At 47.1% G+C, this 23,597-nt stretch carries 24 protein-coding genes and 1 pseudogene; 10 read left to right on the forward strand and 15 right to left on the reverse strand.

The features are described 5' to 3' along the window. Window positions 1-363: 363 nt before the first annotated feature. Window positions 364-1,542: an ROK family transcriptional regulator gene (locus NO352_RS15810; RefSeq protein WP_268621738.1), complete on the reverse strand. Its 1,179-nt coding sequence runs from the start codon at window positions 1,540-1,542 to the stop codon at window positions 364-366. A 297-nt stretch (window positions 1,543-1,839) separates the two neighbouring features. Here NO352_RS15810 and NO352_RS15815 point away from each other — a divergent pair, with 297 nt between their 5' ends. Together NO352_RS15815 and NO352_RS15820 are read left to right on the forward strand one after the other, a co-directional pair. After that, complete coding sequence (locus tag NO352_RS15815; protein WP_289356095.1) at window positions 1,840-3,084, forward strand: MFS transporter; 1,245 nt, start codon at window positions 1,840-1,842, stop codon at window positions 3,082-3,084. 5 nt (window positions 3,085-3,089) lie between these two features. Then, window positions 3,090-4,181, forward strand: a complete 1,092-nt coding sequence (locus NO352_RS15820; RefSeq protein WP_268621734.1) for a Gfo/Idh/MocA family protein — start codon at window positions 3,090-3,092, stop codon at window positions 4,179-4,181. Between the two features lie 168 nt (window positions 4,182-4,349). Here the strand turns inward: NO352_RS15820 and NO352_RS15825 are convergent, their stop codons facing one another. After that, complete coding sequence (locus NO352_RS15825; RefSeq protein ID WP_289356098.1) at window positions 4,350-4,826, reverse strand: hypothetical protein; 477 nt, start codon at window positions 4,824-4,826, stop codon at window positions 4,350-4,352. Between the two features lie 122 nt (window positions 4,827-4,948). Next, a complete protein-coding gene (locus tag NO352_RS15830) occupies window positions 4,949-5,863 on the reverse strand; it encodes an EamA family transporter (RefSeq protein ID WP_289356099.1) in 915 nt (304 codons plus the stop codon). 362 nt (window positions 5,864-6,225) lie between these two features. Here NO352_RS15830 and NO352_RS15835 point away from each other — a divergent pair, with 362 nt between their 5' ends. Next, window positions 6,226-6,900 (forward strand): 3'-5' exonuclease, encoded by a 675-nt coding sequence (locus NO352_RS15835; RefSeq protein WP_163979642.1) that lies wholly within the window; start codon window positions 6,226-6,228, stop codon window positions 6,898-6,900. A gap of 89 nt (window positions 6,901-6,989) precedes the next feature. Here the strand turns inward: NO352_RS15835 and NO352_RS15840 are convergent, their stop codons facing one another. Continuing rightward, window positions 6,990-7,814 (reverse strand): aldo/keto reductase, encoded by an 825-nt coding sequence (locus NO352_RS15840; protein WP_005551442.1) that lies wholly within the window; start codon window positions 7,812-7,814, stop codon window positions 6,990-6,992. A 446-nt stretch (window positions 7,815-8,260) separates the two neighbouring features. Here NO352_RS15840 and NO352_RS15845 point away from each other — a divergent pair, with 446 nt between their 5' ends. The 4 genes from NO352_RS15845 (at window position 8,261) to cysW (ending at window position 11,385) form a co-directional block, all read left to right on the forward strand. Continuing rightward, window positions 8,261-8,458, forward strand: a complete 198-nt coding sequence (locus NO352_RS15845) for a YezD family protein (protein WP_005551446.1) — start codon at window positions 8,261-8,263, stop codon at window positions 8,456-8,458. Continuing rightward, window positions 8,455-9,522: a sulfate ABC transporter substrate-binding protein gene (locus NO352_RS15850; protein WP_289356100.1), complete on the forward strand. Its 1,068-nt coding sequence runs from the start codon at window positions 8,455-8,457 to the stop codon at window positions 9,520-9,522. The genes NO352_RS15845 and NO352_RS15850 overlap by 4 nt, the downstream gene beginning before the upstream one ends. A gap of 17 nt (window positions 9,523-9,539) precedes the next feature. Then, window positions 9,540-10,409, forward strand: coding sequence for a sulfate ABC transporter permease subunit CysT (gene cysT, locus NO352_RS15855; protein WP_289356101.1), 870 nt, complete (start codon window positions 9,540-9,542; stop codon window positions 10,407-10,409). A gap of 61 nt (window positions 10,410-10,470) precedes the next feature. Beyond that, on the forward strand, window positions 10,471-11,385 hold the full coding sequence (gene cysW, locus NO352_RS15860; RefSeq protein WP_289356102.1) for a sulfate ABC transporter permease subunit CysW: 915 nt from the start codon (window positions 10,471-10,473) through the stop codon (window positions 11,383-11,385). Here the strand turns inward: cysW and NO352_RS15865 are convergent. From NO352_RS15865 to NO352_RS15905, 9 genes and pseudogenes are all read right to left on the reverse strand, one after another. After that, entirely contained in the window at window positions 11,338-12,561 is a 1,224-nt protein-coding gene (locus NO352_RS15865) for an MGDG synthase family glycosyltransferase (protein ID WP_005551453.1), read from the reverse strand. The genes cysW and NO352_RS15865 overlap by 48 nt on opposite strands. A 181-nt stretch (window positions 12,562-12,742) precedes the next feature. After that, window positions 12,743-13,183, reverse strand: coding sequence for a spore coat protein GerQ (gene gerQ / locus NO352_RS15870; protein ID WP_409347772.1), 441 nt, complete (start codon window positions 13,181-13,183; stop codon window positions 12,743-12,745). Between the two features lie 301 nt (window positions 13,184-13,484). After that, a pseudogene (locus NO352_RS15875) lies at window positions 13,485-13,905 on the reverse strand (cell wall hydrolase). Window positions 13,906-14,041: 136 nt separating this feature from the next. Continuing rightward, window positions 14,042-14,680, reverse strand: coding sequence for an FMN-dependent NADH-azoreductase (locus tag NO352_RS15880; protein WP_289356103.1), 639 nt, complete (start codon window positions 14,678-14,680; stop codon window positions 14,042-14,044). 234 nt (window positions 14,681-14,914) lie between these two features. Then, window positions 14,915-16,156 carry an MFS transporter gene (locus NO352_RS15885; protein ID WP_289356104.1) on the reverse strand — a complete coding sequence of 414 codons (1,242 nt, stop codon included), beginning with the start codon at window positions 16,154-16,156 and terminating at the stop codon, window positions 14,915-14,917. Further along, window positions 16,153-16,620 carry a MarR family winged helix-turn-helix transcriptional regulator gene (locus NO352_RS15890; RefSeq protein WP_289356105.1) on the reverse strand — a complete coding sequence of 156 codons (468 nt, stop codon included), beginning with the start codon at window positions 16,618-16,620 and terminating at the stop codon, window positions 16,153-16,155. The genes NO352_RS15885 and NO352_RS15890 overlap by 4 nt, the downstream gene beginning before the upstream one ends. Beyond that, the gene (locus tag NO352_RS15895; RefSeq protein ID WP_289356106.1) at window positions 16,610-16,936 is read right to left on the reverse strand and encodes a hypothetical protein; all 327 of its coding nucleotides are present in this window, start codon (window positions 16,934-16,936) and stop codon (window positions 16,610-16,612) included. The genes NO352_RS15890 and NO352_RS15895 overlap by 11 nt, the downstream gene beginning before the upstream one ends. A gap of 135 nt (window positions 16,937-17,071) precedes the next feature. Beyond that, the gene (locus NO352_RS15900) at window positions 17,072-17,548 is read right to left on the reverse strand and encodes a DUF4188 domain-containing protein (RefSeq protein WP_005551464.1); all 477 of its coding nucleotides are present in this window, start codon (window positions 17,546-17,548) and stop codon (window positions 17,072-17,074) included. Between the two features lie 12 nt (window positions 17,549-17,560). Then, entirely contained in the window at window positions 17,561-18,199 is a 639-nt protein-coding gene (locus tag NO352_RS15905; protein ID WP_005551465.1) for a TetR/AcrR family transcriptional regulator, read from the reverse strand. A 116-nt stretch (window positions 18,200-18,315) separates the two neighbouring features. Between NO352_RS15905 and NO352_RS15910 the strand changes: the two genes are divergently transcribed. Continuing rightward, entirely contained in the window at window positions 18,316-19,176 is an 861-nt protein-coding gene (locus NO352_RS15910) for a DUF368 domain-containing protein (protein ID WP_268623033.1), read from the forward strand. A gap of 151 nt (window positions 19,177-19,327) precedes the next feature. On the opposite strand, the gene NO352_RS15915 is transcribed toward NO352_RS15910, so the two are convergent. Together NO352_RS15915 and NO352_RS15920 are read right to left on the reverse strand one after the other, a co-directional pair. Next, entirely contained in the window at window positions 19,328-19,870 is a 543-nt protein-coding gene (locus tag NO352_RS15915) for a DUF2199 domain-containing protein (RefSeq protein WP_289356107.1), read from the reverse strand. Between the two features lie 301 nt (window positions 19,871-20,171). After that, window positions 20,172-22,067: a PrkA family serine protein kinase gene (locus tag NO352_RS15920; RefSeq protein ID WP_289356108.1), complete on the reverse strand. Its 1,896-nt coding sequence runs from the start codon at window positions 22,065-22,067 to the stop codon at window positions 20,172-20,174. A 270-nt stretch (window positions 22,068-22,337) separates the two neighbouring features. Between NO352_RS15920 and NO352_RS15925 the strand changes: the two genes are divergently transcribed. Next, window positions 22,338-23,234 (forward strand): DUF2161 family putative PD-(D/E)XK-type phosphodiesterase, encoded by an 897-nt coding sequence (locus NO352_RS15925; RefSeq protein ID WP_268621668.1) that lies wholly within the window; start codon window positions 22,338-22,340, stop codon window positions 23,232-23,234. Window positions 23,235-23,312: 78 nt separating this feature from the next. Continuing rightward, window positions 23,313-23,564, forward strand: coding sequence for a hypothetical protein (locus NO352_RS15930; protein ID WP_289356110.1), 252 nt, complete (start codon window positions 23,313-23,315; stop codon window positions 23,562-23,564). Window positions 23,565-23,597: the final 33 nt, after the last annotated feature.

Below are 23,597 nucleotides of genomic sequence, written 5' to 3' on the forward strand. Positions count from 1 at the left end.
TGCGGGCAATCCCTTTTCACCATAAAAAATCACGATTGAATTCGCCTTGCTGTTGCAGGAATACAGGGATGATCTGCTTTTTCTCTATGATGAGTGTCGGTGTGAGTAAATGCGAAGTGTGTGTATGTGTAAAATATGTAAGATGCGTAAGGTGGTAAAGTGACTAAGTAGAATATCGATCAAATGAGTAGTCGTTCTACGTTGATAAAAGGGAGAGTTGCATTTGTGAGTAGTGCATCCATCTAAGTTGGATTTCTGCAATAGAAGTAGAGTTGACTTGATGTCAATGTGATAGGTGTGATTCTTACAAATTCTGAAGCCAGCTATGTCATAAAGCAATATGTGCGGGAAATATCGCATCATTTATCTTTGAAATTTGGCCGTAGAGGGGAAAGCCTCCAGCGTGCAATGAATAGCCCCGATCAAGCCGGCCTGATCGCCAAGCAATGCCATCTTCATGATCGGAACAGAAGGAACCCATTCATTCAGCCAATGTTGCATTTTGCGAATGCCTTCGTCCCCAATATGCAGCATTTCACCGCTTAAGATAAGCAGCGCCGGATCCATCACACTTGTTACATTCGCAATCCCATATGTCCAATGCCGGCAGACATCATCGAATAACAATTGGGCTGCTTCGTTTCCTTGATTGGACAAATCAACAATCTGCTTGATGATGCTTGTTCCTGTCTCCATAGAAGGGAGAAGCTTAATAGCTTTATCGTAGATCGCCCTTACCGAATAATTGCGCTCGAACACGCCATACTCGCCTTTGACTTGATTGCCAATGGGCCCGATCATCATGTATCCAATCTCGCCGCTTGCCTCATTAGCTCCTCGATATAGCTGTCCGTCAATAATCATGCCAGCGCCGATTCCCGTACCTGCATACATGTAGATGAGATTGGAATGACCTACGCCGATCCCCTTATGAAATTCACCCAGTGTCATCAAGTTTACGTCATTCTCAATGACAACAGGCAGACCCAGCGCTTCCTCGATCTCCTTCTGCACCGGAAGTCCCATCCAGCCTGTACTGGGGGCGTAGCTGACGGTTCCGGCAGTACGTTGGGTAATTCCCGGCAGACCAAGTCCCATTCCAAGCAGACGCTCCTTCGGAAAGCCGCTTGCGGCAAGCAGTGTGTCTAGGCCCCGCCGAATGCTCTGAATTGCCGTCTCGCCATTCATGGAATGCTGTAAGTTCGTCGTGCGCGAAACGAGCATTTCCCCCTTTAAGTTCGCAATCGCCAATTGCAAAGTGCTGCCTTCAAATACCGCGCCGATGACACCATATGCATCGAAGTTATATTCCAGAAGAATCGGCTTTCTGCCGCCCTTCGATTCGCCGTAGCCGACTTCGCTGATCAAGCCTTCCATAATCATTTCATCCACTAGTGCGGATACGCATGGCCGGCTTAATTCCGTTAACTTCGCCAAATCGGCTCGCGATACTCGAGGGTTATCTCGCAATTGATGAAGAATTCCCTCACGGTTAATATGCTTCACCAATTTTGCGTTTCCCGTTTGGCCCCTGCCAATCAAAAAGCCCTCCCCCTCCCATCTAAGTTAGTTAAAATTATTAACAAAGTCTTGTTGGAGATAGTTTATTGTATGCGCTTACAAATTGTCAATCGTAAATTTCCTAAAATTTCGTATTTTTATTTTTTATCTTTTTTTGCTTCATAACAAGCTGCTGCCAGCGTCCAACACTGCAGCTATCTCCCCTACAAAGCTAAGTTATACGTTTCAAGCCTAGTAGACAATGATGCTGAATATGAATATTAATAGCGTTACAGCCTAGACATTCATCCTTTGAAAACCATGTTGAGGAGGATACACATGCAGCAAAGGCTTGTCATTCCACGCTTATCCGTCATGATGTTCATGCAGTTTTTTGTGTGGGGAGCATGGTACGCAACCGCGGGCCTCGCGCTCAGCAAATACGGCTTGTCGTCCATTATTGGAACCGCTTACTCCGTTGGTGCGATTGCATCCATTATTGCTCCATTCTTTCTTGGCATGATTGTTGACCGCTTTTTCGCCTCGGAACAAGTAATGGGGCTCCTTCATTGCGTTGGAGGCCTGCTTCTCTGGGTAGTTGGCAAGCAAGTCGAAGCTGGCAGCGGAACGACGCTGCTGTGGATATTATTTTTGTATATGCTGTGTTATATGCCCACTCTCGCGTTAAGCAACAATGTAGCTTTTCACCATATTGCGGATGCTGCGAAGACGTTCCCTATGATCCGCGTGTTCGGCACAATCGGCTGGATTGTCGCAGGCATTTTAATTGGACAACTGGGCTATTCGGACAGCTCCGTCATCTTCTATATTTCCGCCATCGCTTCCGTGCTTCAGGGCGTATTTAGCTTTACACTGCCTCACACACCCGCACCTGTTAAAGGGAAGCCTTTGTCTGCCCGCGATCTGCTTTGCCTGGATGCACTCTATATGCTGAAGGATCGCAGCTACTGTATCTTTATCGTCTGTTCCATGTTGATCTGCATCCCGCTGGCCGCCTACTATTCATTCGCTTCCCCATTTTTAGAGGCCGCTGGATTCGCCAATGTGGGCAGTGTCATGACAATTGGCCAAATGTCAGAGATCGCCTTCATGCTGCTCATTCCCTTCTTTTTTCTCCGTTTCGGCATCAAAGTGATGCTTTTGATAGGCATGCTTGCTTGGACACTCAGATACGTACTGTTTGCCTTCGGCGCGCCTGATCAGCTTGCACCGCTCATGATAATAGGCATTGCCCTTCACGGCATTTGTTATGACTTTTTCTTTGTAACCGGTTTTATTTATGCAGAGCAGCAAGCAGGCGACGAAGTAAAAGGCCAAGCGCAAAGCTTGTTGCTCCTCTTCACCCAGGGCATCGGAATCTACTTCGGTTCGCTCATTGCCGGAAGCCTGTTCAATCAGACCGTGACGACCAACGGAGCGGCGGCGCTCGAGCAATGGAAGGGATTCTGGTTGTATCCAGCTGGAGCTGCGCTCGTCGTAGCGCTGTTGTTCTTGCTGCTATTCAAGTCGAAAGAAGCAGCACCTGCTGCACATCAGCAAGGTGCTACATTAGAAAGGAGATGAACAAAATGAATCGTACAAAAGTAAAAGTAGCGATTTTCGGAGCGGGCTTCGTGGCAGATATACATATGGAATCCTATGCTCGATTCGTTCCAGAAGCAGAGGTTGTTGCTGTATATGCCCGAAATCGTGAAAAAGGAGAGGCCTTCGCAGCTCGGCATGGAATTCCGCAGGTGTATACAGCTATAGCTGAACTATTATCGCATTCCGAATGTGATGTGGTCGATATTTGTCTGCCGAATTTCCTTCACCATCGCGCATGCATTTCAGCCGCAAAGGCCGGCAAGCATGTCATTGTGGAGAAGCCGCTCTGCGTCACCCTGGAAGAAGCCGATGATATGATCGATGCCTGCCGAAGCGCTGGGGTAAAGCTTATGTATGCGGAGGAACTGTGCTTCGCGCCGAAATTCGAGCGGGTACGCAAGCTGGTTGAGTTGGGCGCTGTTGGTGATGTTTATATGCTGAAGCAAACAGAAAAGCATTCGGGGCCGCACAGCGACTGGTTCTATGATATCGAGCAATCAGGCGGCGGCGTACTCATGGATCTGGGCTGCCATGCACTGCAGTGGTTCCGCTGGATGCTGGGCGGAGCCAAAGTGAAAAGCGTATATGCAACAATGTCTACGGTACGGCATGGAGCGATAACGAAGGGAGAAGATAATGCGATCACGATAGTGGAGTTCGAGAATGGCGTTACGGCCATAGCAGAGGATAGCTGGGCGAAACCTGGCGGCATGACGGACAACATAGAGGTATATGGTACGAAAGGGGTTAGCTATGCAGACTTGTTTCAAGGCAACTCTGCGCTGACCTACAGTGAGCATGGATATGACTATGCGATGGAGAAGGCTGGCTCCACGCAGGGGTGGTCATTTACGATCTATGAAGAAGCATTTAATCAAGGATATCCACAGGAGCTGAAGCATTTCATTGCATGCGTGCAAAATGATTTGGAGCCTTGCGTGACAGGAGAGGACGGGCGAGCCGTACTCGAAATCATCTATGCGGCTTATGCATCCGCCAGATTAGGCCGCAAGATCGAGCTGCCGTTCCATGCAGAAGTGAAACGCCCTGTAGAGCTATGGCTCGAAACAGAATGATAAGCTAAGACATCTGCTCTTGTAACAAAAAATAATGGACAAATAAAAAGGCTGCTGCTCTCCTGCTCGTAAGGAATGCACCAGCCTCTTTAACGTTCCAACATTAGATATATAGTTAATTAATTGCATTAATCTTCTCTCGTTTCATTTTCCAAGAAGACTCCCCGTCTACAAATTGTCCTGAATCGACTTTTGATGCCGCTTCATGTGCATTCTCCATTCGATCATCTCTTGGTCAGACAATGTGTGGAAGTTATCTACTTTCTTGCTTGAACCGTCCTTGAAAAGGACGACGAACTTAGGAAATACGGGTATGAACAAAATTCCTACACGTCCTTGCTCTATACGAATATCTGCTACATCAGTCCACGCGGCACGAAGCCCATATTCATTCCATATAGTCTCGTCATCGTAGGACAATATCTTATTGTTTCGTGCAGTCAATGCCCGTAATGATACAACAAGATTGCTGCCGCAATAGGCAAACCCAATGCATGCAGCAGCTGCAAGAGCAATCCGCAAGCTGAGCGTCAATTTGAAATCGAGAATGGCCAGAGTAAGAAGGCCTGCCGAAAATAGAATACAAATAAGTGCAATGAACAATTGGGCAACTGCTTTTTGTTTCCGATACACCACATGATGCATGTTCGCATTTCTCCCTTTTCCACATGTTGTTCAGTTACTTAGCTTTCATTTCGACAGCGTGTCCCCTTTCCCCTTCTCACTCCACTTGACATTGCTGCGAAGTTATGCCATATACTTCCTAATTAAGCGCCTGCACGCTCTGTCACGTCTTCGGTATTCAATCTTTTCTGTTGGAATAGCGTCAACTGCGGCAAACAAATACCTGCAAAAATAAGCACGATCCCTGCCCACTGCAATACGGTTACCTGCTCCCTAAGAACAAGTACAGACATAATTACCGCCGCAGGCAGTTCAGCCGCTCCCAATATGGTTCCTAGTCCAGATCCAATCTTCGGAACTCCGATTCCGAAAAAGATGACCGGAATAATAATGCCGAGCAAGCCCATTGGCAGGCCGAACTTCCACAGGCCACTGCTCAGGGTGCCGTCAAAAATGAAGGCTGGAGGAAACATAACGAATACAACCAGCATCGCTCCAGTAATCATCGACAGGCTTTTCGTTAAAATTGGTACATCGGTTGCAACCCTTCCACTTACGAAAATATAAACGGCAAAGGAGATCGCGGAAATCATTCCGAATATCGCCCCTTTCCAGCTCAGCCCAGACAGTCCATGATCAGCCAAACCTCCCGCGAAGACAGTTCCCACAAGCAAAATGACAACCGAAATGACCTTCATGCGCTCAGGGCGTGTCCGCGTAACAATAGACTCAAGCAATACACCAATCCATGTAAATTGAAATAGAAATACAACAGCGATAGATGCTTGCAATTCCCCGACGGCAAGACCGTACGTAATTGATGTGCAGCTAACAGACAAACCACAAGCCAGCAAAACCGCTGCTTGCTTCCAACGAAGCTTATACCGTGAGAAAAGTAATGCCATTCCAACTAGCATTAGCCATCCAAAGAAATATTGTCCCCCTACAATTTCTGGAACAGTAAATCCTTCTCTGATTCCCAGCTTCATGATCGATGATAAGGTTCCATAGCTGCAAGCACCAAGGAATACAAGAAGTGCATACTGAAGCAATTTCATAATGATGTTAGGCTCCTCTCACTATATGCACGCAAAAAAGCCCCCTGCGCTATTGGCAGGGGGCGAACGAAACCAAAGGGATCGGACTATGGCATTACGAGTCAGTACGTTATACCTGAGAACGCGGCCATTCACACGCCTTTGCAAAATTTCGCCTCTCTCTCCGCTGCCGGGGCTGCGAACAGAGTTTGGTGCATACCGTTCTATTTATGCAACTCCATTGTAGTAAGCATCGTTCACGATGTCAATCAATTGCTTCCCCTCCGGGCGACAGTGGAATCCAAGTAGTTCCTCCAACGACCGGCGCAACTTGTGTTACAATAGAACCATCATACGCTGTCAAAAAGGATAGGAGCGGCATCATGTTAGCAATTATTTATGATTTGGAAATGACCGTGAAGCGTAAAAAAGGGGCGTTTGCCGAAATCATTGAAATTGGAGCGGTTAAGGTAACGGAGAGCGACGATAAATTCGTCATTGCCGATACGTTTCAAGCCTTCGTCAAACCGACTCTTTCCCCAAAGTTGACGGAAGATACGGTTAATTTTACAGGTATTACACAAGAGGATATTACAAACGCATCAACCCTGCAGGATGTACTGGATCAATTCATCGCATGGATCGATACAGATGACTATGCACTCTGCTCCTGGGGCCCTGATGACAAAACACAATTTCTTAAAGAATGCCGCCAGAAGAAGATTCCTTTGCACTGGCTGCGCAACCATAACAATTTGCAGAAGCAAGTATCGACCGCTATGAAGCGTGAGCATAACCAGCAAATTGGACTCAAGTCTGCGCTGGAGGCATTGGACGTCCCGTTCGTCGGTAATCAGCATCGGGCGCTGGATGATGCCTACAACACGGCACTCATATATATCCGCATGCAGGAACACATACAACTGACTCGCAATGAAGTTCAAGAGCATCCAAGCTATGAAAGCAATGTCGTATACCGGGACGATACAGGCGACGAAGAGCGAGACAATCCTTTCGCAGCGCTTGCCAATTGGAATAAGGACGAAGAAGACAAATAAAACACGGTTTGTCCCAACATATGGGGCAAACCGTGTTTTATTTAAATGTTATATCTATGATTCCGTCTCAGTGTGATTGCTTTTAGCTTTTACAAAACAGCAAACTCATCCGGATTCGGGCCCACTCGCTTGTCCTCATTCAGTGCATCAATGCTGCTCAGCTCCGTGCTGCTTAACTCAAAATCAAATACGTCGAAGTTCTCGCGGATGCGCGACGGTGTAATCGATTTTGGAATCACGACATGTCCGTGCTGCAAGTGCCAGCGTATCACGACTTGAGCTGGTGTTTTGCCGTGTGCGGCAGCAATTGCTGTGATTTTTTCGTTCTGCAAAATGTCTCCGCCCTGCATAAGAGGGCTCCAAGCCTCCAAATAGATATCATGGCGTTGGCAAAATTCACGGAGTTCGTTCTGAGCCAAGCGAGGATGGCATTCCACCTGGTTCACAACCGGCTTCACGCTGCACTCCTGCATGAGGCGTTCCAAATGCGGAACATGGAAGTTGGATACACCGATCGAACGTACGCGACCGTCTGCATACAGCTTCTCCAACGCTTTGTACGTATCTACATACAAATCTTGAGAAGGTACTGGCCAATGAATCAAATACAAATCAAGATAGTCTGTCCCCAACTTATGTAAGCTCTCTTCAAATGCCTTCAGGGTAGCATCGTATCCTTGATCAGAATTCCATACCTTCGTTGTCAAGAATATATCTTCGCGCTTCACGCCTGACTCTTGAATCGCTTCGCCAACGCCTGCTTCATTCTTGTAGATAGCGGCCGTATCAATTAAGCGATAGCCTGTTTGCAATGCAGTCTTCACCGCATCCTTCACCTGCTGTCCTTCCTCTACGCGCCATACCCCAAGTCCTAGCTGCGGCATGCTCAAGCCATTATTCAACGTAATTTGCATGTTCATTGCCTCCTTCATCCCTGTAACGAACTCGGTCATTAATCCGACCTCTCCGCTCCATCTTCTTGAATCGCTCTAGGCACCGCCAAGCAGATTGATTCATCCATTTTAGTATAGTATTAAACCGCAGTCTGGTGCAAACCATCATGTCGGATCTCCTTACAAAGATATGGCAAATGCGTACAACATCGTTGCACCCGGCACATCTGAAGAACTTAATATAACTTTGGAAATAAGTAGACTACTGCATTGACTTCCCAATCGGATGCTGATAACATACTGCCATAACACCAATACCTCAGTTATCTTATAGGAAATATAATAATTCCCAACAACGACGACTTATGATTTCAGTCGACCGGATCACCGGAGACGCATACCTAACTGCATGATTAGGGGTGTCTTCGGTTTTTTGTATTTATTACAACGATAAGGGAGGAACATGCATGAACAGTCAACCATCGCAGCTTGAATTGAACAGCATCCATCCGAAATGGCTGGATCGCATCGCAGAACAATTGAAAGGCTTGAACTACGGATCACTGACCATTACGATTCATGACGGCCACATTGTACAAATGGAACGTACAGAACGCACCCGCTTCGAGCTGGAAAGTACGAAGGGAAGGAGGCATTCTCGATGAAGACACAACGATTGCCGGTGCGCTTCGTAATCATGCTGTCCGTATTGACGCTAGCCTTTCTCGCCTCCTGCGGCCGAACAGAAGCAGGCAAGCCGGAAGCAGCGGAAGGCGCCAAGCAGCCTGCCTCCGAGGAGACGGTTGAACTGCAGAACGTATCCTACGATCCGACTCGCGAGTTGTACGCAGACTTCAATAAAGCTTTTGCTGCACATTGGAAGGAGGTCGCTGGACAAAATGTCGTCATAAAGCAATCTCATGGCGGCAGCGGCAAGCAGGCTCGTGCTGTCATCGACGGCTTAAAGGCCGATGTCGTAACCTTGGCGCTCGCGTACGATATTGATGCAATTCGCAAGGCTGGCCTAATCCAGGACGGCTGGCAGTCCCAATTTGGGCATAATAGCGCCCCGTATTACTCCACGATTGTATTTCTGGTGCGTAAGGGCAATCCGAAGGAAATTCATGATTGGGATGATTTAATCAAGCCCGGTATTCAAGTAATCACGCCGAACCCCAAGACTTCCGGAGGAGCACGTTGGAACTATCTTGCTGCATGGGGCTATGCGTTGTCAGAGAACAATCAGGATGAAAAAAAGGCGAAGCAATTTCTCTCAGCTCTATATGCCAATGTCCCTGTATTGGATTCGGGAGCGCGCGGGGCAACAACCACCTTCGTCGAACGAGGGATTGGCGATGTTCTCATCTCATGGGAAAACGAAGCATTTCTGGCCACGAACGAGCTGGGGCAGGACAAATTCGAAATCGTGGTGCCGAAGCTGAGTGTGTTGGCAGAGCCGCCTGTAACTGTCGTCGACAAAACCGTCGATAAGCGAGGAACACGTAAAGTTGCAGAGGCATACTTAGCGTATCTCTATTCAGAGGAAGGACAAGAGATCGCTGCGAAGCATTATTATCGTCCACGGCTTGAGGCTGTTGCTGCCAAGCATACGTCTCAGTTCTCAGAGTTGAAGCTGTTGACCATGCAAGATGACTTTGGCGGTTGGGAAGAGGCACATCAAAAGCACTTCGCGGATGGAGCATTATTCGATCAAATCTATAAAAAGTAGAAGGGAGCACGGTAATCATGACCTCACACTCCACCGCCCTGAGCCGCTCTCCAGAACCGCCGCGGAAGCGCCCCTACTCCGTGCTTCCCGGCTTCCGTTTTACATTGGGTTATACTTTACTGTATATGTCCCTTATTGTGCTTATCCCATTATCAGCGATTGTCTTGAAAACATCGGAACTGAGCTGGAATGAGTTTTGGAACACGATTCTTGATGAGCGCGTCATCGCTGCTTATCGAATCAGCTTTATCTTTTCCTTTGCCGCGGGGCTCTTGAATGTTGGATTTGGGCTCATCGTCGCTTGGGTGCTTGTCCGCTATTCATTTCCCGGAAAACGGTGGATCGACGGACTGATTGACCTGCCGTTCGCGCTGCCTACCGCAGTAGCAGGCATTGCTCTTACATCCATTTACGCGGAGAACGGTTGGGTTGGCCAGCTGCTGTACCCACTCGGCATTCACAGCGCTTATTCACTGCTTGGCATTATGATAGCACTTACCTTTATTGGATTTCCCTTCGTCGTTCGCACGGTTCAGCCTGTTCTGGAACAATGGGGTACAGAAGTCGAAGAAGCAGCTGCCACATTAGGCGCCAAGCGCTCCTCCGTATTTATGAAAATTATTCTTCCCGAGTTGGTTCCACCGCTGCTGACAGGCTTTGCGCTCGCCTTCGCGCGAGGAATTGGCGAATATGGTTCTGTCGTATTCATATCCGGCAATATGCCGTATAAGACCGAGATTGCTCCGCTGCTCATTATGACGAAGCTGGAACAATACGACTATGCCGCAGCCACTGCAATCGCGCTTATTTTACTGGTCATTTCCTTCATCCTCCTCTTCCTGATCAATCTGATTCAATGGCGGATGAGCGCTCGAACTTTCAGCTAGAACAAATTACCCAGATCTGTCTTATTTCATAAATCTATTTCCTAAGGAGGAGAACATCTGAATGACACATATTCCCTTGCTGCACGGCCATTCCAAGTTTCAGCCCAAACTCCTGCAGGAATTGGAGTCGCATCGCAATCATCGCCCACCGTCAGCCTCTCAAGCTAACAACTGCACCACGGAATCACCCGTCGTCCGATATACACTTATTGTGATTGCACTTGGTTTTATTAGTCTCGTCCTGCTGCTCCCATTAGCGGCCGTATTCGTGCAAGCCTTCAAGCGAGGTGCGGATGTCTATTTGGCAGCACTTCTTGATCCGGATGCCTTGCAAGCTATCCAGCTTACGCTGTTCACTGCGGCAATTACTGTGCCCTTGAATGCCCTATTCGGTCTAGCTGCAGCTTGGTGCATAACCAAGTTCTCCTTTCGCGGCAAACAATGGCTTATTACCTTAATGGATCTCCCCTTCTCTATATCGCCTGTCATTGCAGGTTTTTTATTTATTCTGATCTTTGGCGCTAACGGGTGGTTCGGTGAATGGCTGGATGATCATAACATTCGGATCGTATTTGCGCTGCCTGGCATTGTGCTAGCTACTCTATTTGTTACATTTCCCTTCGTAGCAAGAGAACTCATCCCGCTTATGCAGACGCAGGGCATACAGGAAGAAGAGGCAGCCGCAACCTTAGGAGCTAGTGGATGGCGCATGTTCTGGCGCGTAACGTTGCCGAACATAAAATGGGGGCTGTTGTACGGTATAATCATTTGCAATGCAAGGGTAATGGGGGAATTTGGAGCAGTATCCGTCGTATCGGGTCATATACGAGGCGAGACGAACACGATGCCGCTCCATATTGAAATTCTATATAACGAATATCAATTTTCTGCCGCGTTCGCCGTTTCTTCGCTGCTTGTATGTGTAGCTTTATTGACCATTGCGGCTAAGCATTGGCTTGCCCGCAAACAAGAATGAGTACGGCCGTTCCGTCGTAATCGTATCCAGGATGTCAACTGCGATCCGCTGTGCAGCATGCGGGTGCGTTAGACTCGCCATACTGCGTTTCATCGTTTCTAGCAGTGAAGGCTGATTGTACGCATCGCACAATCTTATCGCCAGCTCTATATCTTGCCGCGCAACAAGGGCTGCCCCATGTCGGGCGAAATATCGAGCATTCTCTCGCTCTTGACCCGGTTGGGGACGTGCAATAAATAGCGGAACCTGCAGGGCAAGTGCTTCGGTCAACGTAACGCCTCCTGCCTTCGTCACCATCGCATCGGCGCAAGACATAAGCTCGTGAATTGCTGTCACATAGCCGAATATATGGACATTCCCAGCATAGATAAACTTCGCCCGAAGCTCTGATTCCCGGCGTTCATTTCTGCCGCATACGATCGCAGTCTGATGATTCGGTATTCTTTCAAGCAAGCGAAGAAATCGATTCGATAACGCCTGAGTTCCGAGTCCACCTGACATGATTAAAGTGGTGCGAAGATTCGAATTTAATCCATATTTACGGTACATAGCTTCTGATTTCAAATGGCTAGAACAAAGAAAATGCTGCTTGTTCGAGGCTGCTGGCTGCATCTCAAATTCATCGCGAATGGGAATCCCACTTACATGCACAAGCTCTGGAGAGATGCCTGAGAGAATCATTTGTTCAGCTAGATCGTCCGTAGCGACGTAGTACCGATCCGTTGTGGACAATATCCAGCGATGATGCAGATCATAATCAGTTATTACTGTAAACGTAGGGATATGCTTGTTCATTTTGCGGACAACAGAGGATACATCAAAATAGGGAAAAGTACTAATAATGCCATCTGGCCGATGCTCCACCAGAAGCTGCTTGAGTTTTCGCTTGCCTAGCGTAAAGCCAGTTCGCACAAGAGGATGTGTTCGTTCTATTCGACGGGTTGAATAGTAGCTCCATCCATAATAATGAATGCCGTATTGCGACAACGTCTGACTTTGCACAAATAAAAAACGAAACATCGCATCCATCATCGGATGCGCCTCTGCCATTAAATCTACAACGATAACCTGCGCCCCCAGCCTCTCCAACTGACCTTTGAGTGCGTGTGTAACCATCCAATGCCCCTCCCCGAATCGGGACGTTAAGATCATGATCTTGTAAGCAGCATTCTGCATTCTTTATTTTTCCTCCTTTCCTTCGGATATTTTATTTTTCTCTCCTTTCCTTCGGATTATAACGCTTCATCCTCATCAGAGATTTAACGGAAGTTGGATGTTTTGTGAATAGAAAGCAAAGAGCCGCCCAGTCCCTCTGAGAGGCGGCGGCTTGCTGGCGGATTTACCTTCTATTCATTGATTATTGCTCTTCTGTGGATTCAGTCTCACGGAAAGGATACTGATAGTTAAGAGGCTCATCAAATGTGGCATAATCGAAGTTAACCATCAACAGCATAATGCGCTGACCTGTTCTTGGATCGCTAATAATGAGATGGTCACGGCCAGCAGCCTCAATTTTTCCACGGAATATCTTAGCGTTCCATTCCGAGTTGTTCTCATATGTCATATAGAACGTCCCGACCTTGCCAATGTTCAAACGTAAAATATTTTCGATGAAAGATTGCTCTTGAGGAAGCCCCGTAATTGTGCCGGAAGGTGTCATCAAATCTCCGCTGGAAACCATAGGCGGTGTAGCTTGCTGCATAGCAATTGGTTGTTGCATTGTCGTAGGCTGTTGCATCGCCATAGGCTGCTGCATTGACATAGGCTGCTGCATTGACATAGGCTGTTGCATGGCCATAGGCTGCATTGACATGGGCTGCATTCCCATCGGCTGCATCGCCATAGGCTGATTTGCAGTAGGGTGGTGCATTGCCATATGCTGCATCGTTACACCTTGCGTCCACGGAGCAGGATATGGTGTCGGTGTTGGGCTAGTCGGAGCTGTTGAGCCGCAGCAAGACCCGCCTTTTGACATGCTCATTGGAGAAATCGAATGAAAATCGGATTGGTTTGGAGTTGGATTACCATAACTCATGTAATTCATGCAACACTCTCTCCTTTACAGTCTCTACATGGACTGATTTTATAATGACTAACCATTACCCACTGTATACTTCTGGACAGTCGTCTCCAGATGGAGAAAAGAAACTATGTGCCCTATAGCGACCTGAATTTTGTTGATTGAACCACGTATCCGGGCAATCTCCAACTGGTCTGAAGAACATAGTGCATTATGAAGCAGGCCAGGTGCGTTTCCATTAATCGCTCGCTGCGCCAACCGAATATCGGCATCACGGGCACGCTGATCGGAATAACCCTTCTGCGCCGCCTCAATCCCCTGGATTTTGATACCATATCCCTCATTGAGCGAATATCCTGGAAATCTAAGCAGTCCCACGGATTCGGTTTACCCGACATTGCCTACCGTGAGCATGCCAGGCTCCCCCTCATCTTCTGCTTCAGCCCGCATAAGCGTGCAAGGAGCCTGACATCTTCTGAATTCACCTTAATGACCGCCATCTGCAACCTCCTTCCTCCTGTCACTCGATACCATCATATGTGCAAGAGCCCATTTGGTGACAACGAAAAATAAGCCGGCTCCAATTGGAGCCGACTTATAGTCAAGTGCGAACTTTCATCATTTGTTACAATTTATTTATTTCATAGATGCTGCCAAGCTTTTAGCGCTTTGCTCAGCACGTTGCTTCGCGGAAGCAAGAATTTCTTCTGCACGATCAGGTGTCGCAGCCATGCCTTCTACAACGATATTTTCGTAATCGCTAATGCCGATGAAGCCCATGATCGCTTGCAGATAAGTGTCTGCGAAGCGAAGACCAACTGTAGGACCTTCGGAGTATATGCCGCCGCGCGCTTCGATGTGTACCACTTTCTTGCCTCCGAGCAAGCCTTGTGGGCCTTCTGCTGTGTACTTGAATGTACGGCCAGCGATAATCACGTTATCGATATATGCTTTAAGAAGCGGCGGATAGCTCAAGTTCCACATTGGAGTAATGAATACAACAACATCTGCTGCAATAAATTGCTCCAAAATCTCATTCATGCGGCCCAATGTGTTTGTTTGTTCAGCAGACAAAGCTTCGCCTGCTCCAGCTTTACCCCAAGCATCCAATACTGTGCCGTCGATCAATGGAATGTTTTCTTCATACAAATTTACGCGTTCGACTTGAACATTAGCTTCTGCTTGAAGAGCAGCCAAATAGTGCTCACCAAGACGAAGACCGAAAGACAATTCAGTTGGTTTTGGATTGGAGTTAATAACAAGTACCTTTTTCATCAGTTCACCTCAAAAATGGATTTGTTTCGTTAACTTACGGATACATGCTCATTCCGATAAGACAACTCATAGCATGCGGCAAATTGTTGATGTTGACTCAGCATTGTCCGCCTATTTAATAACATTTACTTACTTTATGTAAGTATAATAAACTCCATACTTACTTTTGTCAAGTAAATGAGTTAAATTTATTTTCACGACCAAAGCAATGAACCATTTGAGAATCTTTAATTGTTATTTTGCTGCACTTATGGAGGTACCATCAGTGCTTTCCTCTCCACTAAACTGTGAAGCCCGATCACGTATCACTACGGACATATAAATAAGAAGCAAGATTACAGCGGACATGGAAGACACCAGATATGTGTTGCTATACGTCGTTACAGAAGCAATTGCCCCGAGCGCTAATGAGCCAATCGCAACACCTAGGTCGATGGAGTTATAGAACATCCCTGTAGCAGCAGCATGTCGATCGGCAGGCACTCGCTGAACAGCCCATGCTTGAAATGCCGGCTGAAGGCTTCCATAACCAAGTCCATATAGGATAGCGGCAGCACAGAGCATCCAAGTGGATGTACTGTAAGCTAGAACGACTAGCGAGACAGCCAAAACAATTCCTCCCGCAGGTACCACCGCAATATGGCCCTTACTGTCATACAGTTTGCCAGCAAACGTACGAACAACCAATATCGAAATAGCATTGAATAAGAAGAAAAGACTCACATGGCCAATCCCCTTCTCTTGACCGAACATCGTGATGAATGACAATATGCCTCCGTATGTTATTGTGACTAGAAAGTTAAGAATACACGGCAGCAATGCCCTTCGGTCAATCCATGAACCTGTCGCTCGAACCGTTGCATGGCTCTTTGCTGTTTTTCTGTTCTTCAACAAGGGCAGCATTGGAAAAATAATAATGATTAGTACAAACGTCGTTCCAATTAAGTACTCATACCCGAAGCTTTGCAGCAGCCACAAGCCGATAATTGGAGCAATTGCCATCGATAGGCTATTGGATAGGCCATAGTAACCCATTCCTTCACCCATTCGGCGTGGCGGAATAATGCGAGTGGCCAGCGTTCCTAGTGCGGTGCTCGCAATGCCAAATCCAGCGCCGTAAATCATGCGAACTAACATGAACAAGGCTAAGGATGGAACAAATGCATAGGCACCCGTCGACAACGCATAAATGAGCAGGCCTACAATCAATATGCTCATTGCTTGGAATCGATCAAAAAATCGCCCTGCGAACAAGCGGGTTACGATAGCCGATAACGCAAATAAGCTCACGACGAAGCTCACGGTCATGCTGTCTGCTTGATAAGCTTCCTTCACATAAGCTGGAAGAGCTGGGGTAATCATCAGCAGATTCAACGACACTAGAAAATTCGATCCGGCTAGCACAATAAAGGACTTTGTCCATAAGGGCTGCCTTTCCTCGCTCTGAGGATTACATTTTTCAATATTTGCCCTCATCTATCCTCACCGCTTTCGTTACTGGAAGCGGTCAAGCGTTCCTTCTCCGCCAATGCTGCGTTATTCTGGATTCGCTGCAGAGACTCCAGCAATCGCTGCTCCTCTTCACTTGTGAACCCCGCCATTACTTGTGCGATGCATTCCTGCTCGATCGGCACAAGCTGCTCCACAACACTTCGGCCAGCAGGGGTAGCTGCTAATCGATATGCACGTCGATCCTGCTTACAGATCGCTCGTTCTACCCAGCCTTTGCGCATCAATAACTGTATAATTCGCGTTAAAGTCGGCTGATCTTTGCCGCATCGTTCTGCTAATTTCTTTTGCGTAATGCCTTCCTCTTCAATGAGTCGGATCAGCACTCCCCACTGCTCAATCGTCATATCATATGGACGGAATCGTGCCCCTAACTCTGCACATAGCCTTCTGTGGGTTTGACCGAGCATATACCCTACCCTACGTTCCAAATGAAATATCGCCAACATAACCACTTGTTTGAAAATTATTTGGAACCACGCTTTGTTGCGAATCTTGCGCAGTATAACTATGTACATATCCAGTCGACTGTTGTGAACTATTTCTAGCCACGCCACCACTTAACGTTCCATAGTTTCCTGTCCCCGCATAGTTGCTCATTCCGTAACCCGAAGTAGTTCCCGTACCATAGCTGTTGCTGCTATCGCTTGTATAAGATACCGGGTTGGACGTTCTTGCGTTCACTTGCTGCTCCAAATCCCGAAATTGCTGTTGACCTGGCTGACGCAAGTAGTATTCGTTCGACATTTGCCTATTCCTCCTATACGTTCTCATCTTATCCGCATGCCGTTCTCATCTTCACGGCGCACGATGTTAGTATGTGAACAGGAGGAACAATTATGTATTTCATACTAAATTTTATACTGCGTCTTTCTTACGCACTTATTTCTTTTCGCGTGGTTGGCTCATACGCTGGCGAGCTCCATGATATTCCCCATCCGCTGGTATAAGCTGGCCTGCCTTTCCTAGCCCAAATGCTGGCATATGATTGTATACCGCTTCGTACTGCCCAGGTTCAATGCGATAGGTTTCATGAAAAATACCGACCTTCCCACCCTTGCCTGTCTGATGGAATTTGCGCCATGTTTCCTTATGGAATCCCTTTTTGGCATACTGCTCCAAGTGATCGAAGGATCGCCAGTACTGCACCAGCATCGGACCATTTCGACCTATAAAATATTCAGCATGCAAAAATCCGTGCTCCTTATCCTGATACAGCTCCTTCATCATGCGCGGCATTGCTTGCATGACCGGAAGCCATTTATGAATGGCAAACCAGCGGTTGACCCGCATTCCAATAATGAATACGACGAACGATCCTTCCATCCTTGCAGCAAAACGACCTACATGAATCCCCATATTCTCTCCCCCCTATTTAACAAGAACCTCTAAATGCTCCATATAACAAGCCATAATCTCATGACTCCTCATCATGAGATGGGCTGTTAAATACCCTCCATAAAAAATCGTAAACAACATTTCCGTCATCTGCTTGATACTGTAACGTTCCGTGGCTTCTCCTTTTGAAATCGCCTCCTCCGCAATCCGCTTCATGAGAATATATAAATTCGGATCTATCTCCCGGGCCTGCTGTTCTTTTTCCGGAAAAAGCAGAGATATCTCTGCATCCGACAAAAGGGGCATAGATGGATGCATTTTCTCTTCAGCGAGCAGTCCAACTAAGCGAAGCATAATACCTGGCCTTTGACGGTCATCTTCTGCTACGCAGGCGAATAAATGCTTCGCTGCTTCCCATCCTTGAAGACCTTGCTCATCAATTTCCAGCCAACGCTTCGTCAACCAGACACACATGTAATAAACAAGCACATCTTCCTTTTTCGGAAAACATTTAAAAAAGGTAACCTTCGACACTTCTGCTCGAGCGCAAATTTCTTCCACCTTCATGTCGCGAAATGATTGCTCTATGCTCATATCTAAACAAGCTTCATATAGAGCAACTTTAATTTTCGCTTTTTTCCGCTCTCTCAGCGGGATATTCGTCATCCCCATCGGGTAGTTCAATCCTTTCTTGCCGGCAATACAATAAATATACCTAAGTATTTAAATTAACTCAAGTAAAGTTTTCTAATAGGAGTCACCCTTCGTTTGGACTCGGCGTCCTTTTTATGTACAATGGAGTGATAAGTACTAGAAAAGGAGATAGATACGTGTTTGAGTGGAAAAATATTATTCGCGGGATTCTAATAGGGGCAAGTGACCTAATTCCCGGAGTAAGCGGTGGTACAATTGCGGTTGTACTCGGATTTTATGAGAAACTGATCGCCTCGATCAGCGGGTTCTTCAGCCGGGAATGGAAGAAGCATCTTGGCTTCCTTATCCCGCTTGGTATCGGTGTTGGTTCAGCTATTTTGCTGCTTAGCAAAGTGATGAAATGGCTTTTGGCGGAACATCCTCAGCCAACCTTCTTCTTTTTCCTTGGACTAATCGTTGGTATATTGCCGTTTTTATGGAGAGAAGCTGATGGATCCCGTAACTTTAAGCCTATCCACTATATTTTACTGCTTATTGCAGCTGCGGCCGTGGCGGGTACTGCATTTTTCAAACCAGACGATCACAACACAATTATCGAGCTTACTGCATCGTCTGGTATATTTCTATTTTTCGCTGGATGGCTTGGCAGCATGGCGATGATACTGCCTGGTGTAAGCGGATCGTTCGTATTGCTTCTGCTTGGCGCATATCCGACGGCTATTCACGCCTTGTCTACGCTGAACTTGCCGCTCATTGCCATTATTGGTGCGGGTGTCATAGTCGGATTTGTTGTCAGCACCAAGTTCATCCGATTCTTGCTTGCGAAATTCCCGTCTATTATGTATGCCATTATTATTGGGATGGTGGTCGGCTCGTTAGTCGTGGTCTATCCTGGGCTTAATGGCTCGCTTGGAACGTTGGCTGTGAGCGTTATTACGATGATACTCGGATTTATTGCAGCTTACGTGCTAGGAAAGCAGCAGCCACAACAATAAAGCTGGCTTCGAACAAATTGTTATATATAAACGACAGCAAGGCACCTTATCTTATTTGCAAAAGCAAAAGATCAGGTGCCTTGTTGTATGAATGCACGGTATAGGTTTTCAGTTAGGTAAGTGACATTCTACTTGTTGTGCTGCTGCTCCTCTAACGGGCATCTGACAGTTGATGATACTGGCTATGCAGCGGACGCAATTCCAGCCAGCGTTGGAACGATAGACCATCCCGCTGCTCATCATAGAGCGGATGCTCGGTCTCGCCAAGATGCGCCTCTGGCAAGTTCGATGAGCCTTGGAATGTCAATTGCACAGGCAAGGTCAGCGTGTCTGGGTAACCAGGAATTGCGGAAGATAAGCGGCCCTTCACATGGCGCACCTTGCTGGACGAAGAATGCTGCGCATGCTCCGGCTCAATTTGAACCCATACGTCCCAACTCACTTGCCCTCTTCCATTGCGGAACGGGACGGTCAATCTGCTGTGTATATAGTAATATTCATCGTCCATAATGCACTCATCCGGTGTAATCTGACACCGTTCTTCCCGCTCCCACGGCTCAATTTCTGTTACATAAAATGGTGCGGAACAATCCGTATACACACTGAGCAATGGGGCATCGCTTGGCTTTCTAAATCGTAAGCGGTGTCTCCGCCTCTTCCATTGCAATCCTGCTCTAGTTTCTCTCTCTTCCATATCTCTCCACTCCTTCTACTTATTTTTTACGCGAAAATAAGAGAAATGAAAGAGGATATTTGTGAACATTTTTCAACATTATTCTACAAAGTACAACAAATAAGATGTCTATTCATGTCGAAAGAAGTGTAATTTCGCCTTTCACACTACTTTTTACCGTTTTATTCAATTCGTAGATTCGATTTACAGTGCAATTCGGCATCCCTCACTCGTCATTGCCTTACAGTTCTTGCCTCAGTCGACCTCATAAAAAAACCTGCAAGCATTAAGCTGCAGGTTAAAGTTACAGTTATTCATTAAATTAGCGATTAAGCAAGCTCCCCACATAACGAAGCAATTCATTTGCACAGACCGGGCAGTAGCCGTGCTCCTCCATCAGTCTGGCCGAGACCTCATTAATGCGTTTCAGCTGCGTTTCATCCGGCGTTTTCGTGGACGTCGTAATTTTGACAATGTCCTTCAAATCAGAGAATAGCTTCTTCTCCACGGCTTCGCGCAGCCGGTCATGACTGTTATAGTCGAACTTGCGTCCTTTGCGAGAGTATGAGGACAACCGTATGAGAATTTCCTCACGGAACGCTTTTTTTGCATTTTCCGATACGCCAATCTGCTCCTCGATGGAACGCATCAGCCGCTCATCCGGATCCAGCTCCTCGTCTGTAAGCGGATCACGTAACTTCTTCCAATTGCAGAACGCCTCAATATTGTCCAAATAATTCTCGAACAGTGTTTTCGCCGACTCCTCGAACGAATAGACGAATGCCTTCTGCACTTCCTTCTTCGCAAGACTGTCATATTCTTTGCGAGCAATCGAGATGTAGTTGAGGTAGCGTTCCCGCTCTTCCTTGGTAATTGAAGCATGCTGATCCAATCCATCCTTTAGGGCACGCAATACATCTAATGCGTTAATGCATTGAAGGTTCTGCTTAATAAGCGCACTCGATATCCGATTAATGACATACCGAGGATCTACGCCTGACATTCCTTCTTCGGTGAATTCACTTTGCATTTCCTTCAGATCATTTTCCTTATAGCCTTCCACCTCTTCACCGTCGTACATTCGCATCTTCTTCACCAAATCCATACCCTGCTTCTTGCTTTCCTTCAAACGGGTCAAAATAGAGAAAATGGCGGCTGCCTTCAAGGCATGAGGTGCTATATGAACATGCCCCATGTCGCTCTGACCGATCAGCTTGGAATAGATACGCTCTTCCTGCGATACCTTCAAGTTATACGGAATCGGCATGACAATCATACGAGATTGCAGCGCCTCATTTTTCTTATTGGCGATAAAACCTTTATACTCGGCCTCATTCGTGTGTGCGATAATGAGTTCGTCCGCCGAAATTAACGCAAATCTCCCTGCCTTAAAATTTCCCTCTTGTGTAAGTGACAGCAAATTCCATAGAAACTTCTCATCACACTTCAACATCTCCTGGAATTCCATCAGCCCACGATTCGCCTTGTTCAGTTCTCCATCGAACCGATATGCTCTCGGATCGGATTCGGAACCGTATTCCGTTATCGTGGAGAAGTCAATACTCCCGGTCAAATCCGCTATATCCTGCGACTTTGGATCTGATGGACTGAACGTTCCGATCCCGATCCGATTCTCCTCGGATACAATTACCCGCTCCACCAGCACTTGCTCGATGTCGTTGTCATATTCCGTTTTTAATTTCAGTTGGCACGACGGGCAAAGATTCCCTTCAATGCGGACGCCCAGTTCACGCTCCACCTCAGATCGAAGCTCATTCGGTATCAAGTGCAGCGGCTCTTCATGCATAGGGCAGCCCTTAATTGCATAAATAGCTCCCCGCTCGGTTCGGGAGAACTGCTCCATGCCTCTCTTCAGCATCGTGACCAACGTTGATTTCCCTCCGCTAACAGGCCCCATCAAGAGCAATATCCGCTTCCGCACATCAAGCCGCTTGGCAGCTGAGTGGAAATATTCTTCCACCAGTTTCTCAATGGCACGGTCGAGACCGAAAATCTCTTTATCGAAAAACTTATATCTCTTCTGCCCGTTAACCTCTTCCACACCATACGACGCAATCATTTCATACACGCGCGCATGTGCCGTCATCGCCGGAGCGGGGTCACGACGCAGCATCTCGACATATTGTTTGAATGTTCCGGTCCAGGCCAATTGTTCACTTTCGGCGCGATGTTCTGAAATCCGTTTGAATATGTCCATCCCTTTAAACCTCCATTGCTCCCGATTTGCAACTCAGCCATTATCGCCGCTTTGCGTCTGTCTCACTTTAGAGAAAAAATTAGTGTACTACATAACTATGCGGAACAAGCCTATGAATATCACGAAAATTTACTGCATATACTTCCGAACCTCAGGTAGATCTCGAGCGTGATATAATGGAGCAATGAGCAGTAGGAAATTAGGGGGAGGAGGAGTCATAATGATGTTTAGCTCCCCTTTTTTTCATCGGGAAAGGAGTATATCTTGGGTATGGGCAAATCAACAGCATCAACTACTCGAATCGGTAGAGCAAAAAAATCTGAGAATCTGCAGACCGAAGCGTCAAGTGCAGAGCTAATCATCAATCAACCATTGTCGTCTGGGCGGCTTGAGCAACAGGAGCAGCAAGCAGAGCTTTCGAGGGCAATCCGCAAGGAATCAGAGCTGTATGCCCCTATAAAGGCATACTTCGAAGCGATTGGATATCAAGTTCGCGGCGAGGTTCGCCATTGCGATATGGTTGCCATCCGCCCAGGTGCACCAGAAGCAGAGCCCATTATTATAGAACTGAAATCTTCCTTTAATGTTACACTGCTGCTGCAGGCCTTAGATCGAATGAAATTGTCCTCGACAGTATACGTTGCTGTTGCCAAAAAAAAAGCAACCCGAAGCAGCCACTCTATTCATGGACTTCGTCAGTTGTGCGAACGCCTTGGGATAGGCTTCCTTCTCGTCACCTTCTACAAACGCAAGGCACCATTTGTAGAGGCTATATGCCATCCTCCTGGCTGGACAAGCACAGAGCAAGGGAGCTTATATAAGCCTAAACCAGTTAAAACGGTCAAGGCCAGAACATCCCGGCTCGTTCGTGAATTCCATGCGCGGAGCGGTGACTATAATGTTGGCGGTACGACGAAGCAGCCACTCGTTACGGCCTATCGCGAGAAGGCACTGCGCGTGGCGAATGTCTTGCAGGAGGGCCCTCTTCGAGCTGCTGTTGTGCGCAGCAGAGCGGGAGTTGGTGATGCGGCGAGCATACTGCAACGAAACTATTACGGTTGGTTCGAGCGCCAAAGCCGTGGTATTTACACACTTACACCTGAAGGGACAACGGCCGTCACGCAGTATGCGAACATTATCGCGAAGCTGCCCGGACTATCTCAGTAATAAGATAAATGGATGATTTCAGCACGTATGTAGTCCTTTCCTCCCTTTGTTCCACTATCCCCATGGGTCAGTTGACTTGTGGTACGACGATTGCGGGACAACGATTCGAAGTACAACAATTCGAAGTACGGCGATTACAGAACAGCAATTCACAGTAAATCAATTCGAACAACAACGATTCGCAGAACAGTGATTACAGAACAACGATTCGTAATACATCAATTCGCAATACATCAATTCGAACAACAACGATTCGCAGAACAGCAATTCTCAGTAGATCAATTCGCAGAACAACGATTCGGAATCGCAGCAACGATCCACAGTAACTGAGCGAAGGGGAGAGTGTACCAAAGCAGCGGAAGA

The organism is Paenibacillus sp. S-12 (assembly GCF_030363895.1).
Classification (GTDB): Bacteria; Bacillota; Bacilli; order Paenibacillales; family Paenibacillaceae; genus Paenibacillus_B; species Paenibacillus_B alvei.

Bases quoted from the DNA above. Each gene is read 5' to 3' on its own strand.
- NO352_RS15865 (WP_005551453.1), bottom strand. From the start codon at position 12,561: ATGCAGAATGCTGCTTACAAGATCATGATCTTAACGTCCCGATTCGGG.
- NO352_RS15845 (WP_005551446.1), top strand. From the start codon at position 8,261: ATGAACAGTCAACCATCGCAGCTTGAATTGAACAGCATCCATCCGAAA.
- NO352_RS15900 (WP_005551464.1), bottom strand. From the start codon at position 17,548: ATGGGGATTCATGTAGGTCGTTTTGCTGCAAGGATGGAAGGATCGTTC.
- cysW (WP_289356102.1), top strand. From the start codon at position 10,471: ATGACACATATTCCCTTGCTGCACGGCCATTCCAAGTTTCAGCCCAAA.
- NO352_RS15840 (WP_005551442.1), bottom strand. From the start codon at position 7,814: ATGCAAATTACGTTGAATAATGGCTTGAGCATGCCGCAGCTAGGACTT.
- NO352_RS15885 (WP_289356104.1), bottom strand. From the start codon at position 16,156: ATGAGGGCAAATATTGAAAAATGTAATCCTCAGAGCGAGGAAAGGCAG.
- cysT (WP_289356101.1), top strand. From the start codon at position 9,540: ATGACCTCACACTCCACCGCCCTGAGCCGCTCTCCAGAACCGCCGCGG.
- NO352_RS15815 (WP_289356095.1), top strand. From the start codon at position 1,840: ATGCAGCAAAGGCTTGTCATTCCACGCTTATCCGTCATGATGTTCATG.
- NO352_RS15825 (WP_289356098.1), bottom strand. From the start codon at position 4,826: ATGCATCATGTGGTGTATCGGAAACAAAAAGCAGTTGCCCAATTGTTC.
- NO352_RS15905 (WP_005551465.1), bottom strand. From the start codon at position 18,199: ATGGGGATGACGAATATCCCGCTGAGAGAGCGGAAAAAAGCGAAAATT.
- NO352_RS15925 (WP_268621668.1), top strand. From the start codon at position 22,338: ATGGGCAAATCAACAGCATCAACTACTCGAATCGGTAGAGCAAAAAAA.
- gerQ (WP_409347772.1), bottom strand. From the start codon at position 13,183: ATGGCCATGCAACAGCCTATGTCAATGCAGCAGCCTATGTCAATGCAG.
- NO352_RS15850 (WP_289356100.1), top strand. From the start codon at position 8,455: ATGAAGACACAACGATTGCCGGTGCGCTTCGTAATCATGCTGTCCGTA.
- NO352_RS15820 (WP_268621734.1), top strand. From the start codon at position 3,090: ATGAATCGTACAAAAGTAAAAGTAGCGATTTTCGGAGCGGGCTTCGTG.
- NO352_RS15880 (WP_289356103.1), bottom strand. From the start codon at position 14,680: ATGAAAAAGGTACTTGTTATTAACTCCAATCCAAAACCAACTGAATTG.
- NO352_RS15920 (WP_289356108.1), bottom strand. From the start codon at position 22,067: ATGGACATATTCAAACGGATTTCAGAACATCGCGCCGAAAGTGAACAA.
- NO352_RS15830 (WP_289356099.1), bottom strand. From the start codon at position 5,863: ATGAAATTGCTTCAGTATGCACTTCTTGTATTCCTTGGTGCTTGCAGC.
- NO352_RS15835 (WP_163979642.1), top strand. From the start codon at position 6,226: ATGTTAGCAATTATTTATGATTTGGAAATGACCGTGAAGCGTAAAAAA.
- NO352_RS15910 (WP_268623033.1), top strand. From the start codon at position 18,316: ATGTACAATGGAGTGATAAGTACTAGAAAAGGAGATAGATACGTGTTT.
- NO352_RS15895 (WP_289356106.1), bottom strand. From the start codon at position 16,936: ATGTCGAACGAATACTACTTGCGTCAGCCAGGTCAACAGCAATTTCGG.
- NO352_RS15915 (WP_289356107.1), bottom strand. From the start codon at position 19,870: ATGGAAGAGAGAGAAACTAGAGCAGGATTGCAATGGAAGAGGCGGAGA.